Annotated in this window: 9 protein-coding genes; 5 read left to right on the top strand and 4 right to left on the bottom strand. The window is 74.6% G+C overall.

The window, feature by feature from the left end:
- Window positions 1-42 precede the first annotated feature (42 nt).
- Together DSZ44_RS09135 and DSZ44_RS09130 are read left to right on the top strand one after the other, a co-directional pair.
- A complete protein-coding gene (locus tag DSZ44_RS09135) occupies window positions 43-480 on the top strand; it encodes a hypothetical protein (protein WP_258369361.1) in 438 nt (145 codons plus the stop codon).
- Between the two features lie 108 nt (window positions 481-588).
- Window positions 589-3,222: a DNA translocase FtsK gene (locus DSZ44_RS09130; protein ID WP_110852310.1), complete on the top strand. Its 2,634-nt coding sequence runs from the start codon at window positions 589-591 to the stop codon at window positions 3,220-3,222.
- Between the two features lie 451 nt (window positions 3,223-3,673).
- Here the strand turns inward: DSZ44_RS09130 and DSZ44_RS09125 are convergent, their stop codons facing one another.
- Window positions 3,674-4,972, bottom strand: coding sequence for a CapA family protein (locus DSZ44_RS09125; RefSeq protein ID WP_110852309.1), 1,299 nt, complete (start codon window positions 4,970-4,972; stop codon window positions 3,674-3,676).
- Window positions 4,973-5,033: 61 nt separating this feature from the next.
- On the opposite strand from DSZ44_RS09125, the gene pgsA reads away from it, so the two are divergent.
- The 3 genes from pgsA to DSZ44_RS09110 all read left to right on the top strand — a co-directional run bounded on the left by pgsA (window position 5,034) and on the right by DSZ44_RS09110 (window position 6,579).
- Entirely contained in the window at window positions 5,034-5,633 is a 600-nt protein-coding gene (gene pgsA / locus DSZ44_RS09120; protein WP_110852308.1) for a CDP-diacylglycerol--glycerol-3-phosphate 3-phosphatidyltransferase, read from the top strand.
- Window positions 5,630-6,121, top strand: coding sequence for a CinA family protein (locus DSZ44_RS09115; RefSeq protein ID WP_110852307.1), 492 nt, complete (start codon window positions 5,630-5,632; stop codon window positions 6,119-6,121). Before pgsA ends, DSZ44_RS09115 begins: the two co-directional genes overlap by 4 nt.
- Before the next feature lie 149 nt (window positions 6,122-6,270).
- Window positions 6,271-6,579 (top strand): helix-turn-helix domain-containing protein, encoded by a 309-nt coding sequence (locus DSZ44_RS09110; protein ID WP_110852306.1) that lies wholly within the window; start codon window positions 6,271-6,273, stop codon window positions 6,577-6,579.
- Between the two features lie 68 nt (window positions 6,580-6,647).
- Here DSZ44_RS09110 and DSZ44_RS09105 read toward each other — a convergent pair whose 3' ends face one another.
- The 3 genes from DSZ44_RS09105 to DSZ44_RS09095 all read right to left on the bottom strand — a co-directional run bounded on the left by DSZ44_RS09105 (window position 6,648) and on the right by DSZ44_RS09095 (window position 12,930).
- A complete protein-coding gene (locus tag DSZ44_RS09105; RefSeq protein ID WP_110852305.1) occupies window positions 6,648-7,352 on the bottom strand; it encodes a hypothetical protein in 705 nt (234 codons plus the stop codon).
- Window positions 7,353-7,442: 90 nt separating this feature from the next.
- Window positions 7,443-8,222 carry an Fpg/Nei family DNA glycosylase gene (locus DSZ44_RS09100; protein WP_110852304.1) on the bottom strand — a complete coding sequence of 260 codons (780 nt, stop codon included), beginning with the start codon at window positions 8,220-8,222 and terminating at the stop codon, window positions 7,443-7,445.
- Window positions 8,209-12,930: an Lhr family helicase gene (locus DSZ44_RS09095; RefSeq protein ID WP_110852303.1), complete on the bottom strand. Its 4,722-nt coding sequence runs from the start codon at window positions 12,928-12,930 to the stop codon at window positions 8,209-8,211. Before DSZ44_RS09095 ends, DSZ44_RS09100 begins: the two co-directional genes overlap by 14 nt.
- Between the last annotated feature and the right edge of the window lie 86 nt (window positions 12,931-13,016).

Here is a 13,016-nt window from a genome sequence, read left to right as displayed (position 1 = left end):
CTAAGGCGTTGACACTGACCGGTCTAACGGTGTTATCTAACAGTGTTAGACAACGTCGAGGAGGTCACCGTGCTCGAGCTCTCCCCAGCCGCGCTGACGACCGCGGGCATCGCCCTGCTCGCGGCGGTCACCGTCACCAGCGGCGGGTACTTCATGACGCAGGTGGTCACTGCGAAGGTGCCCGCCACCCCGTTCCAGACCTCCTTCTACCGGGCAGGGCACGCGCACGCCGGGGTGTTCATCGTCCTCGGCCTCGTCTGCCTCGTCCTCACCGAGGCCACCGGGCTCACGGGCGCGTGGGCGTGGCTCGCCCGTACCGGGGTGCTCGTCGCGGCGATCCTCATGCCCGCCGGGTTCTTCCTCTCGGCGCTCGGGAGGGGACGACAGCGGCCGAGCCGGCTCGTGCTCCTCCTGCCCCTCGGAGCGGCGTTCCTCGTCGCCGGGCTCGTCACGCTCGGCGTGGGGCTCCTCACGGTGTGACGCGCAACGGATCGGGCCGGTCTCGCGTGTCCACCGGGCACTCCGTGGGTGCGGTGTGGTTCAGTGGACCCGCAGGTGCGTCTGTGACGCACCGCTTGGAGGACACACATGGCGACCCGTACGACTTCCCCCGCACGGTCCGCCCGGCCCGCCAGGCCGAGCGTGAGCTCGGCCGCGCGCTCCGGTGGACGGTCGAGCCGCGCCCCCAGCCCGTCACGCCCGCCGTGGCCGGTCCGGGCGGTGCGCGGGCTGTGGTTGGGGATCGCCCACGTCATCGGAGGGACGCTGCGTCGTATGGGAAGTGGTGCCCGCGGGCTGGACCCGGCACTCCGCAAGGACGGGGTGGCCCTGCTGCTCCTCGCGCTGGCGATCATCGTCGCCGCGCGTGAGTGGTTCGGCCTGTCCGGCGCGGCGGGGACCGTCGTGCACGCCGTCACCGCAGGCAGCGTCGGCGTCCTCGCCGTCCTGCTCCCCGTGCCGCTCGTCGTCCTCGCCGTGCGGCTCATGCGCCACCCCGAACGCGGCCAGGACAACGGCCGCGTGACCATCGGCGTCGCGATCGCCGTCGTCGCCGTCACCGGCATCATCCACGTCGCCAAGGGCGTCCCGAGCGCCACCCGCGAGTTCGCGGCCGTGCAGGACGCCGGCGGCGTGGTCGGATGGCTCGTCGGCACCCCGCTGACCGTGCTCCTCAGCGAGTGGGTCGCGATCCCGGTGCTCGTCCTGCTCGCCTTCTTCTCCCTCCTCATCATCACCGCCACCCCGGTGGCGGCCATCCCGCGCAAGCTGCGGGGGCTCGCGGGGCGCAAGGACGACGACGCCGCACCCACCTCCCCGCCGCAGGAGGAGGTCGACGCCGCCCGGCCGCCGCGCCCGCGTCGTCGCCGTGCGCCCAGGGCCGAGGCCGAGGTCGTGCCCGGGGAGTACGTGGCCGACGAGGCCTACGCCCGGGCGGCCGAGACGGCCGCCGCCACCGACGAGACGACCGTCATGCCCGAGCCGGGCCGCAAGCGGGCCCGCAAGAAGACCGCGCCCGAGCCGGAGCCCGTCGCACCGGAGGAGGAGCTCTCCGCCCCGCCGACCGAGCCGCTGCCCGCCCGCGCCGAGCAGCTCGAGCTCAGCCCCGACATCGTCTACCAGCTGCCCGCCGACGACGTCCTCACCAAGGGCGCCCCGCACAAGGTCCGCTCGGCCGCCAACGACCGCGTCGTCGAGGCCCTGAGCAACGTCCTCGAGCAGTTCGAGATCAACGCCAAGGTCACCGGCTTCTCCCGCGGCCCGACCGTCACCCGGTACGAGGTCGAGCTCGGGGCCGGCACGAAGGTCGAGCGGGTCACGGCACTGAGCAAGAACATCGCCTACGCCGTCGCCAGCGCCGACGTCCGGATCCTGTCGCCCATCCCCGGGAAGTCCGCGATCGGCATCGAGATCCCCAACGCGGACCGCGAGACGGTCTCCCTCGGTGATGTGCTGCGCTCGTCGGTCGCCCGCCGGACCGAGCACCCCCTCGTCATGGGCGTGGGCAAGGACGTCGAGGGTGGTTACGTCGTCGCCAACCTCGCCAAGATGCCCCACCTGCTCGTCGCCGGTGCCACCGGCGCCGGTAAGTCGAGCTTCGTCAACTCGATGATCACCTCGATCATGATGCGTGCCACCCCCGAGGAGGTGCGCATGGTGCTCGTCGACCCCAAGCGGGTGGAGCTGACGATCTACGAGGGCATCCCGCACCTGATCACCCCGATCATCACCAACCCGAAGAAGGCCGCCGAGGCGCTGGAGTGGGTCGTGCGGGAGATGGACGCCCGCTACGACGACCTCGCCGCCTACGGCTACAAGCACATCGACGACTTCAACGCCGGGGTCCGCGCCGGGAAGGTCAAGCCGCTGCCGGGCAGCGAGCGGACGATCTCGACCTACCCCTACCTCCTCGTCGTCGTCGACGAGCTCGCCGACCTCATGATGGTGGCCCCGCGCGACGTCGAGGCCTCGGTCCAGCGCATCACCCAGCTGGCCCGAGCCGCCGGCATCCACCTCGTGCTCGCCACCCAGCGCCCCAGCGTCGACGTCGTCACCGGCCTCATCAAGGCCAACGTGCCCTCGCGGCTCGCCTTCGCGACGTCGTCGCTCGCCGACTCCCGCGTCGTCCTCGACCAGCCGGGCGCCGAGAAGCTCATCGGCCAGGGTGACGCGCTGTTCCTGCCCATGGGCGCGCCCAAGCCGATGCGTGTCCAGGGCGCCTGGGTCACGGAGTCTGAGGTCCACGCCGTCGTCGAGCACGTCAAGAGCCAGCTGCAGCCGAGCTACCGCGAGGACGTCGTCCCCACGGCCGCCAAGAAGCAGGTCGACGAGGACATCGGTGACGACCTCGACCTCCTGCTCCAGGCGGCCGAGCTCGTCGTCAGCTCCCAGTTCGGCTCGACGTCGATGCTCCAGCGCAAGCTGCGCGTCGGCTTCGCCAAGGCAGGGCGGCTCATGGACCTGCTCGAGTCGCGGGAGATCGTCGGCCCGTCCGAGGGCTCCAAGGCCCGCGACGTGCTCATCCAGCCCGACGACCTGCCCGCCACGCTGGCGATGCTGCGCGGGGAGACCCCCGCGCCGTCGGGGGAGGACGTGCCCTACGACGTCGCCGCGGAGGTGGACGCCACCACGGTGCTGCCCACGGGGGACGCGGAGGTCGTCGACGACTACTACGACGACGACGCTCCCTCCGACGAGGACGCCTGGAACCTCACCAACCGCTGACCGCCCGCCCCCCTCGTACCCCGAGCGCTGAGTTGTTGCGCCCCGCTCGCGCCGTGCCCGCCCGCCCCTCTCCTGCGCCGAGCGCTGAGTTGTTGCCGCCCGGTCGCGTCGTGCCGGGCTCTTCCTTGCGCCGAGCGCTGAGTTGTTACCGCCTTGGTCGCGCCGTGCCGGGCCCTCTCCTGCGCCGAGCGCTGAGTTGTTACCGCCCGGTCGCGTCGTGCCGGGCTCTTCCTTGCGCCGAGCGCTGAGTTGTTACCGCCGCTGTCGCGTCGTGCTCGGCCCTCGTGCGCCGAGAGCTGAGCTATTGCCGCCCTTGTCGCGTGGAGATCGCTGTGCGCCGGCTGACACGTGCGCTGTCAGTAACAACTCAGCGCTCGGCGAGAGCGTGGCGGTAATAACTCAGCGCTCGGCGAGAGTGTGGGCGGGAACAACTCAGCGCTCGGCGAGGGGGTTAGTCGGTGGGGCGCGGGAGGACCTTGGGCGGGGGGCCGGTGGGCTCGGGGGGCTCGGTGCGCTCGGTGGCCACGTCCCCGACGACGTCGAGGACCTGCTGGTAGCGGCTGGTGACCTGCTGCTCGGTGAGGGCCAACCCCTCGGGACGCTCCTCGGCCACGAGGTCGGACAGGACGTGCAGCCGCTGGTCGCCGACGCGGTCGACCGTGACGGCCGTCCACTCCACCGACTCCACCCGGGCCGGTTCGCCGTCGGGCTTGACGATGTGCGCGAGGGCGAGCAGGCCGGTGGCGGTCTGCGGCACGCAGCACAGCTCGTCCTGGTTGGAGATGAAGTTGCCCAGCCCGTAGGCCACCCACATCCCCTCGCCGGCGGGGCCGCCGGGTACGCGGTCGATGGGTTGGGGGACGTGCGCGTGGTGACCGAGGACGAGGTCGACCTGCCCGGAGTCGGCGAGGGTCTCGGCGAGGCTCGCCTGGTCGGGGTGGATGTCCCCGCTGTACTCGCTGCAGCAGTGGATGCTTGCGACGACGATGTCCGCACCGGCCTCGCGGGCGTCCGTCGCCATCCGCACGAGCCGGTCGGCGTCGATGAGCTCGACCGCCCACGGGGCGTCGGCCGGCACCGGGATGCCGTTCGTGCCGTAGGTCGCCCCCAGCTGGGCCACCCGGATGGTCTGGCCCTCCCGCTCGAGCTCGTACCACTGCGCGCTGTCCGCCTCCGCCTGGCTGCGGGCGGTGCCGACGTGGCCCAGGCCCGCGGCGTCGAACACGTCCAGGGTGTGGGTGAGGCCGTCCATGCCGCGGTCGAGACTGTGGTTCGTGCCGGTCGAGCAGCCGTCCCAGCCGAGGCGGGCGAGGTCCGCCGCCAGCTCCTCGGGGGCGCCGAACATCGGGTAGCCGCTCGGCTCGGTTCCCGCCGGCGCGATGGGGACCTCCGCGTTGCACAGCGCGAGGTCGGCCCCGCGGGTGTACTCCGCCGTCGCCTCGAGCATGGGGACGAAGTCATAGCCGTCACCGGTTCGCGCCGTGTTGATGACCGTCGTGTGGGGCAGCACGTCGCCGCCGCCGAGGATGGTGAAGCGGGCGTCGGGACGTGCCTCGGGGGTCGGGGTGGAGGACGGGATCGTGCTCGGCTCCGCGGGCTGCGTCGTCGCCGTCGGGGACGGCGCAGCGGTCGGCTGGTCCTGCCACGGGCGCCACAGCGCGACGGCGGCGAGGAGGGCGACGAGCACGACGACACCCAGCGCCACCCAGGGTGCGGTCCGTGGGCGGGAGGGGAGGGCGTGGCGTCCCATGGCGCCGAGAGTACTGCCCGACGGCGGGTCCCTCGTCGTGGTGGCCCGTACCCTGGACCCCATGTCGACGGAGAGCTCCCCTCACGTCCCGCTGTGGAACCTGGCGAACGTGCTGACGATGGTGCGAGTGGCCCTCGTTCCCGTCTTCGCCGTCCTCATGCTCGGGGACTCCACCGCCACGCGCATCGCGGCCACCGTCGTCTTCCTCGCCGCCGCGGCCACCGACAAGCTCGACGGTCACATCGCCCGCAGCCGCGGCCTGGTGACGAACTTCGGCAAGATCGCCGACCCGATCGCCGACAAGGCCCTCGTCATCTCGGCCCTCCTGCTGCTGTGGGCGGAGGGCACCATCCCGTGGTGGGTACCGGTCGTCATCATCGTTCGCGAGCTCGGGATCACGGCGCTGCGCTTCGTCATGGTGCGCCGCGCCGTCATGGCCGCCTCCAACGGCGGCAAGCTCAAGACGGTCCTCCAGATCGTCTTCATCACCGCCTACCTCGTCCCGTGGGAGTCCCTGCTCCCGCAGGCGGCGGCGGACGTGGTGCTCGTGTGCGCCTGGTGGGTCATGCTCCTTGCCGTGCTCGTCACGGTCGTCACCGGCCTGGACTACGTCGTGCGCGCCGTGCGGATCGCCCAGGCGCCCGCGACCGACCGCCGGTGAGCGCCGGCGCCGTCGTCGAGCGCCTGCGTCGCGCGGGGCTCACCGTCGCCACCGGGGAGTCGCTCACGGGCGGGCTGGTGAGCGCTGCGCTCATCGACGTCCCCGGCGCCTCCCGGGCGGTGCTCGGCGGGGTAGTCACCTACGCGACGAGCCTCAAGGCGCAGGTCCTCGGCGTCGAGCAGGCTGTCCTGGACGACGGCGGCCCGGTCCAGGCCGAGGTCGCCCGCCAGCTCGCGCTGGGTGCCGCCCGCCTCCTCGGTGCGGACTGCGGCATCGGGACCACCGGTGTCGCGGGGCCGGGTCCGGCCGACGGCGCCCCCGCGGGCACCGTGTTCGTCGCCGCCAGCCTCGGCGGCGCCGTCCGGGCGCGCCGTCTCGCGGTCGCGGGCACCCGCCCGCTCGTGCGCCGCGCGGCGGTCGGCGCGGGGCTCGCCCTCCTCCTGGGGCTGCTGGAGGACCGGGAACAAACGACGCCGGTGGACCGTTGACCACACTGATGACGACGAACAGTGTTCCGGGCCGCACCGAGGTGCGACCGACACGCCGCCCTGTGGGACGGCGACCCACCCGACCCGCGCCCTCGCCCGCGTCGGGGTACGGTAAGACAACTTTCGGTGAGCGACAGGAGGTGACCCCGATGATCGTCCTACGACGTGAGATCGGTGATGTGCTCCGGACGGTGCGCCAGCACCAGGGCCGGACGCTGCGGGAGGTCTCCTCCGCGGCCCGTGTGTCCCTCGGCTATCTCAGCGAGGTGGAGCGCGGTCAGAAGGAGGCGTCCTCCGAGCTGCTCGCCTCGATCTGCACCGCTCTCAACATCCCGATGTCCTTCGTCCTGCGCAAGGTCAGCGACAGGATCGCAGTGGCCGAGGGCGTCCACGTCCCCGACACCGTGCCCGAGGAGCTCGTCTCCTCCCTCCGCGAGGAGCTCGCAGGCGTGGCCTGACCTCGCACCACACCTGAGCCCCCGGCTGGTCCGGGGGCTCACGTGTGCGTGGACCCGGCCGGCGGCGGTCAGCCGGCGCTGCCCGCTGACCGGCGCCACCGTCGGGCGACCCAGACCCCACCCGCCGCCACCACGCCGGTCCCCACGGCCGCGGCGACGGGCAGCCACCCGCGCCCCTCCTGCTCGGGCTCCGCGGCGCCGCCGACCAGCCCCTCCAGCTGCGTGGCGAGCGACTCGGCGAAGGCGGCCAACGGGGCGGCCCGTGGCCCCTCGAAGAAGCCTGGGACGAGCGTCGTCACCTCCTCGTCGCGGATCGTGAAGAACGCACCGAGCAGGGGCTCCTCGACGACGAGGGACCCGGCCGGCAGCGGGACCAGAGCCTCCGCCAGCTCCGCGTGGTCGTCGACGCTGGCGAGGGCCACCTCGCCGTCCACGCGCCAGGCCACGAGTGTCCCCGCCGTCGTGCCGTCTCGGCTGTACGCGGCCACCCACTCCTCCCGTGGCACGACCGGGTGCGGGGCCGGCTCACCGGTGCGCACGGACTCGCTCCACAGGTGCAGCGGGAACGCGCCGCCGACCGCTGCCGGTCCGTCGGCCTCCTCGGCCAGGCCTTCGCCCGCGGTCGTGGCTGCCGTGCTGCCGTGCGCGGCGAACCAGGCGGCGACATCGTCGGGGACGGGGGGTGTGTCCGCCCCGGCGGTGGCGAGGAGGCCGAGCAGCATCCCGGCCAGCAGCCGGCCGAGCGTGGGCAGTGCGGGGCGGGCCATCGTCATCAGGACCTCCGATCGTGGTCGCCAGCATGCCAGGGCGACACTCTCCGGCGTGGCATCGGCGCATCGAAGGGCTCTCGGTCCGCGATGCTCCTACGCGGGTTGGCAGTGCGGGCAGAAGAACGCCGGCCGCTCCATGCCCGGCGGGCCGACCTGGATCTCGACGATCGGCGTGCCGCAGCGCCGGCACGGGCGTCCCGCCCGGCCGTGGACGTGCTTGTCGCGCCCCGGTCCGTTCTCGCCGGTGGCCGTGGGCAGCGGGGAGTCGGCCGAGCGCAGCATGAGGTGGCGGGCAGTGGCGCACACCGGCTCGGTCACCTCACGCGCGGGCCGCAGCGGGTGGACGTGGTGGGCCCACAGGGACTCGGCGAGGTAGAGCGTGCCGATGCCGGCGACGACGGTCTGGTCGAGGAGGACGGCGCCGATGGGGCGCTCGCGCTGCGCCCGCACCCGCTCGCCGCACTCCTCGAGGTCGACGTCGTCGGCGAGGAGGTCCGGACCGAGGTGCCCGACGACGAGGTGCTCGTCGCGGGTGCGCACGAGGTCCACCATGCCGAGCAGCCGGCCGATGCAGGTCCACCGCTCGGTGCCGAGCACGGCCCGCACCCTGTGGGCGCGGTCCGCGCCGCGCTCCTCGCCGGCGCGGGTGATCCACCAGCTGCCGTCCATGCGCAGGTGGGTGTGGAGGGTGCGGCCGTCGTCGAGGCGGGTGAGCAGGTGCTTGCCCACGGGGTGGTTGCCGAGGACGACGGCGCCCGCGAGGTCCGTGTCGCCCAGCCGGCCCCAGCGCAGCTCGCCGCGGACGAGCCGCTGACCGGCCAGCGCGGCGTCCATCCGCCGGGCCACGCGCAGGACGATGTCACCCTCGGGCACGGGTGGTTCCCTCCGCCGCCCGGCGCCCCGGCCCGTCCTCCCGCAGCCGCAGCCCGCGCGGGGTGGCGAAGAACCCGGCCGCCTCGAGGGCCTCACGCGCCGGGCCGCCCGCGCCGAGCGCCGGCTCGCCGTCCACCCGCTGCAGGGTGACACGGCCGAGCGTCCCGCGCGCCACCGTGGCGGCGAGCTCCTGCGCCGCCGCGGACAGCCGGCCGGGATCGGCGGTGAAGGACAGGAGCGTGCGTCCTCCCCGCTCGACGTAGAGGCACAGCTCCCCACCGACGAGGACGACGACGGCGCCCGCCGCCCGGCGCGGACGGCCACCCTCCGTGGTGGCCTCGGGCCAGGGCAGGGCGGCGCCGTAGGGGTTGGCCGGGTCCGTGGCGGCGAGGAGGAGGGCGGCGGAGTCCTCCCGTCGCAGGGCGTCGCGCAGGAGGTCGACGCACTCGGGCAGGGCGAACTGGGCGGCGCCCAGCCCCTCGACGAGGTAGCCGCGGCGGACCTTGCCGGCGTCCTCGAGCCGGGTGAGGACGGGGTAGGCGGTACCGAAGCCGCCGGGGAGGTCCTCGAGGCCCGCGGCCCCGCGCGTGAGGACGCCGTGCCGCTCGAGGAGGGCGGCCACCTGCGCAAGGACGGCCGTGGCGGTGTCTCCGCCCCGGGGGACCAGCGACCACCGGCCGGCCGCGGCAGGCGGCTGCGGGTGGCCCGGACGGGAGCCGGCCGCCGCGGCCACGAGAGAGCGCCGGCGCGACAGTGCGCCGCCCGCCCGCGGCGGCCGGCGCGCCGAGTGGTGCGCCGGACGACCGCCGGAGAGGCGGGCGCGGACCGGGCCGAGGGAGTCGTTGGTGACGTGCCCGCCCCACGCGAGCTCCCACAGCGCGTCGAGCACCCGCTCGGTGCTCGCGAGGGCGTCCTCCTCACGACAGGCGCTGAGGAGGTCACGGAAGAACTGGCCGCCCCCGGCCAGCGCGTCGAGGATCGCCCGCTGGAGCGGGTCGTCGGCCACCTCCTGCGGTGGGGGCAGCAGCTCGGGGCTGTCGGCAGGGGCGAGGACGAGGTAGCCGTCGACCCCCGGCAGCGCGCCGGCGCCGCACCACACGACCTCACCTGCGGTGGTGAGCTCGTCGAGCAGGGCGGTGCGGTAGCCGCTCACGCGAGCCGGCAGGACGAGGGACTCCAGCGCGGAGGCGGGCACGCGGGCGCCGGCCAGCTGGTCGACCACCGAGCTCAGCGCGGCGGTGCCCGAGCCTGCCGTGCCCACCTGCTGCCACCGGGGCAGGAAGGCGCCCAGCGTGGCCGCGGGCACGGCCTCGACCTCGCTGCGGAGCACGGCGAGGCTGCGCCGGCGCACCCGGCGCAGGACCTCGGAGTCGCAGTACTCGTCGGCGGACTCCGAGCCCGGGCGCAGCCGCCCGGTGACGAGCGCGGACGCCGAGGTGAGCCGACGCAGCACCGGTGCCAGCGCCGCCGTGCCCAGGCCCAGGTGCGCGGCGGCCTCGTCGGCGCGGAAGGGGCCGTGGGTGCGGGCGTAGCGCCGCACGAGGTCGCCGAGCGGGTCGGGGACCGGCTCGAGGACCTCCTCGGGCAGCCCGACCGGGAGGGCGACGCCGAGGGCGTCGCGCAGGCGGCCGGCGTCCTCGAGCACCGCCCAGCGGGTGCCGCCGGCGAGGGTGACCCGGATGACGCGCCGAGCCCCCTCCAGCTCCTCGAGCCAGCCCTCGGCCGCGGTGGGCGGGTCGCAGCGGGTGGCGAGGTCCGCCGTCGTCACGGGACCGAGGCGGCGGACGAGGTCGGCGACCGCCTCGACGTCCTGCGCCGGGTAGCGCCGCAGGGACACCTCGGCCTCGATCTCGGCCAGCGCGGTGGCGTCGAGGAGGTCGGCGAGCTCGGTGGCGCCCGGTCCGATGAGCTCGGCGAGGAGGCGTGGGTCGAGGGTGAGGGCGGCGGCGCGGCGCTCGGCCGCCGGGGCGTCGCCGTCGTAGAGGAACTGGCCGACGTAGCCCATGAGGAGGCTGCGCGCGAAGGGCGACGGCGTGGGGGTGGCGACCTCGACCACGCGCAGCTCGCGACGGACGACCTGCCCCATGAGCTCGGCCAGGGCCGGGGTGTCGAAGTCGTCCTGGAGGCACTCGCGGACGGCCTCGAGGACGATGGGGAAGTCGGGGTGGTCGACGGCGACGCCGAGCAGCTGTGCCGCGCGGTGGCGCTGCTGCCACAGCGGCTGGCGGCGGTCGGGGCGGCGGCGGGGCAGCAGCAGCGCGCGGGCGGCGGCCTCCCGGAAGCGCGAGGCGAAGTGCGCGGAGCCGGCGAGTGCGTCGACGACCTGCCCGGTGAGCTCGTCGGGGTCGAGGAGGAGGTCCTCGGCGCTGACGGGCAGCTCCCCACCCTCCGAGCCGACGTCGGGCAGGCGCATGACGATGCCGTCGTCGGCGGGCATCGCGGCGACGTCCATGCCGAGCTGCTCGCGCAGCCGGGCGGCCAGGACCAGCGCCCAGGGCGTGTGGACCCGGGATCCGAAGGGGGAGTGGATGACCAGCCGCCAGTCGCCGAGCTCGTCGCGGAAGCGCTCGAGCACGATCGTGCGGTCGTCGCTGAGGTGGGCGTGCTCGCGCTGCTCGTGGAGGTAACCGAGGAGGTTGTCCCGGGCCCACTCGTCCAGCCCCTGCGCCGCGAGCCTCTCGTGGGCCTGCTCGGTGGGCAGGGCCGCGGTGGTGCGGACGAAGGCACCCAGCGCGCGGCCCAGCTCGACGGGCCGGCCGGGGGAGTCGCCCTTCCAGAAGGGCAGGCGCCCCGGCTGGCCCGGCGCGGGGGAGACGAGGACACGGTCGGGGGTGATGTCCTCGATGCGCCACGTGCTCGAGCCGAGCGTGAACGTGTCACCTACCCGCGACTCGAAGACCATCTCCTCGTCGAGCTCCCCCACGCGGCGTCCGCCGCGACCGGCGGAGGTGACGCCGTCGCCGCCCTCGGTGCTCACCGTGGCCGCGAGGAAGACCCCGTAGAGACCGCGGTCGGGGATGGTGCCGCCGCTCGTCGTCGCCAGGCGCACCGCGCCCGGCCGGGCGGAGAGGGTCCCGGCGGCGCGGTCCCACACGACTCGAGGCCGCAGCTCGGCGAAGTCCTCGCTCGGGTAGCGGCCCGAGAGCATGTCGAGGACGGCGTGCAGGGAGGCATCACCCAGGGACTCGAAGGGAGCACTGCGCCTGATGAGCGAGGCGAGCTCGTCCACCGACCAGTCCTCCACGGCGAGCATCGCGACGACCTGCTGGGCGAGGACGTCGAGCGGGTTGGCCACGACCTGGAGGGCCTCGATCGCGCCCTCCTGCGCCCGGACGGAGGTGACGGAGGCGGCGAGGAGGTCACCGCGATGGGTGGGCAGGACCACGCCGCGGGACAGTGCCCCGACCTGGTGCCCGGCGCGTCCGATGCGCTGGAGGGCGGAGGCGACCGACGGCGGGGACCCGACCTGGACGACGAGGTCGACGGCACCCATGTCGATGCCCAGCTCGAGGGTGGAGGTGGCGATCACCGCCGGCAGCGTGCCGGACTTCAGCGCCGACTCGATGCGGGTGCGCTCCTCGCGGCTCATCGAGCCGTGGTGGGCGCGGGCCAGCTCGCCGTCCGCCGCCGCCGAGGCGGTGCCCGACTGGCCGGGTACCTGCGCCGCCCACCCCGAGCCGGGGGAGGGCGACGACGGTGGGGCGGCGTCGTCGGCGGCGGGTCGGTTGCGCTCGGCCCAGACCTCGTTGACGCGGGCCGCCAGCCGCTCGGCGCCGCGACGGGAGTTGGCGAACACGATGGTCGAGCGGTGTGAGGTGATGAGGTCGACGAGCCGCTCCTCCACGTGCGGCCAGATGGAGGCGCGGTGCTGGGCGGGCAGACGGCCCGCGGCGCTGCCGGAGAGGTCCTCCTCGGCGGGCGCGGACTCCCGGCCGGGGGCGTCGGGAAGGTCGGACAGGTCCGGCACCGGGACGACGACGTCGACCTGGAGCTCCTTGGCGATGTCCGGCCGCACGACACGGACGGGGCGTCCGCCGTCCTCCGGTGTGCGGGTGCCGCCCAGGAACCGCGCGACGGCCTCGACGGGACGCACCGTCGCCGAGAGACCGACGCGCTGGGCGGGGCGGGGGAGCAGGGCGTCGAGGCGCTCGAGGGAGACGGCCAGGTGCGCGCCGCGCTTGGTGCCTGCGACGGCGTGGACCTCGTCGAGGATGACCGTCTCCACCCCGCGCAGCCCCTCGCGGGCGGCGGAGGTGAGGACGAGGTAGAGGGACTCGGGGGTGGTGATGAGGATGTCGGGCGGTCGGGTGGCGAGGGCGCGCCGCTCGGCAGGAGGGGTGTCACCGGTGCGGACGCCGACCGTCACGTCGCGGACCGGTGTGCCCGCCGCGGCCGCCGCCCGCGTGATGCCGACCAGCGGGGAGCGGAGGTTGCGCTCGACGTCCGCTGCCAGCGCCTTGAGCGGGGAGACGTACAGGACCCGGGCGCGTCGCTCGGGGGCAGGGTCCTCGCCGGTGAGCAGCCCGTCCACGGACCAGAGGAAGGCGGACAGCGTCTTGCCCGAGCCGGTGGGCGCGACGACGAGGGCGTGGTCCCCGGCGCGCACCGCCTCCCAGGCGCCGGCCTGCGCGGCGGTGGGGGCGGCGAAGGCCCCGGAGAACCAGGCGCGCGTGGGGGCCGAGAACCCGGCCAGCGCGTCGTCCACCATGACGACATTGTGCAGGTGAGGTGTGACATCCACTCCTCGGTGCGGCTACGGGGGCGACGGGCGGCGCGGGCGTGGCACGCTGGTGC

Origin of the sequence: Georgenia satyanarayanai (genome assembly GCF_900116375.1) — a bacterium.
In the GTDB taxonomy this organism is placed as follows: Bacteria; Actinomycetota; Actinomycetes; order Actinomycetales; family Actinomycetaceae; genus Oceanitalea; species Oceanitalea nanhaiensis.
The sequence above is the reverse complement of the archived record's forward strand: the minus strand, read 5'-3'. Positions and strand labels throughout refer to the sequence as shown.

Coding starts and splice junctions, on each gene's coding strand:
- DSZ44_RS09110 (WP_110852306.1), top strand. CDS start 6,271: ATGATCGTCCTACGACGTGAGATCGGTGATGTGCTCCGGACGGTGCGC.
- DSZ44_RS09125 (WP_110852309.1), bottom strand. CDS start 4,972: ATGGGACGCCACGCCCTCCCCTCCCGCCCACGGACCGCACCCTGGGTG.
- DSZ44_RS09095 (WP_110852303.1), bottom strand. CDS start 12,930: ATGGTGGACGACGCGCTGGCCGGGTTCTCGGCCCCCACGCGCGCCTGG.
- pgsA (WP_110852308.1), top strand. CDS start 5,034: ATGTCGACGGAGAGCTCCCCTCACGTCCCGCTGTGGAACCTGGCGAAC.
- DSZ44_RS09130 (WP_110852310.1), top strand. CDS start 589: ATGGCGACCCGTACGACTTCCCCCGCACGGTCCGCCCGGCCCGCCAGG.
- DSZ44_RS09105 (WP_110852305.1), bottom strand. CDS start 7,352: ATGACGATGGCCCGCCCCGCACTGCCCACGCTCGGCCGGCTGCTGGCC.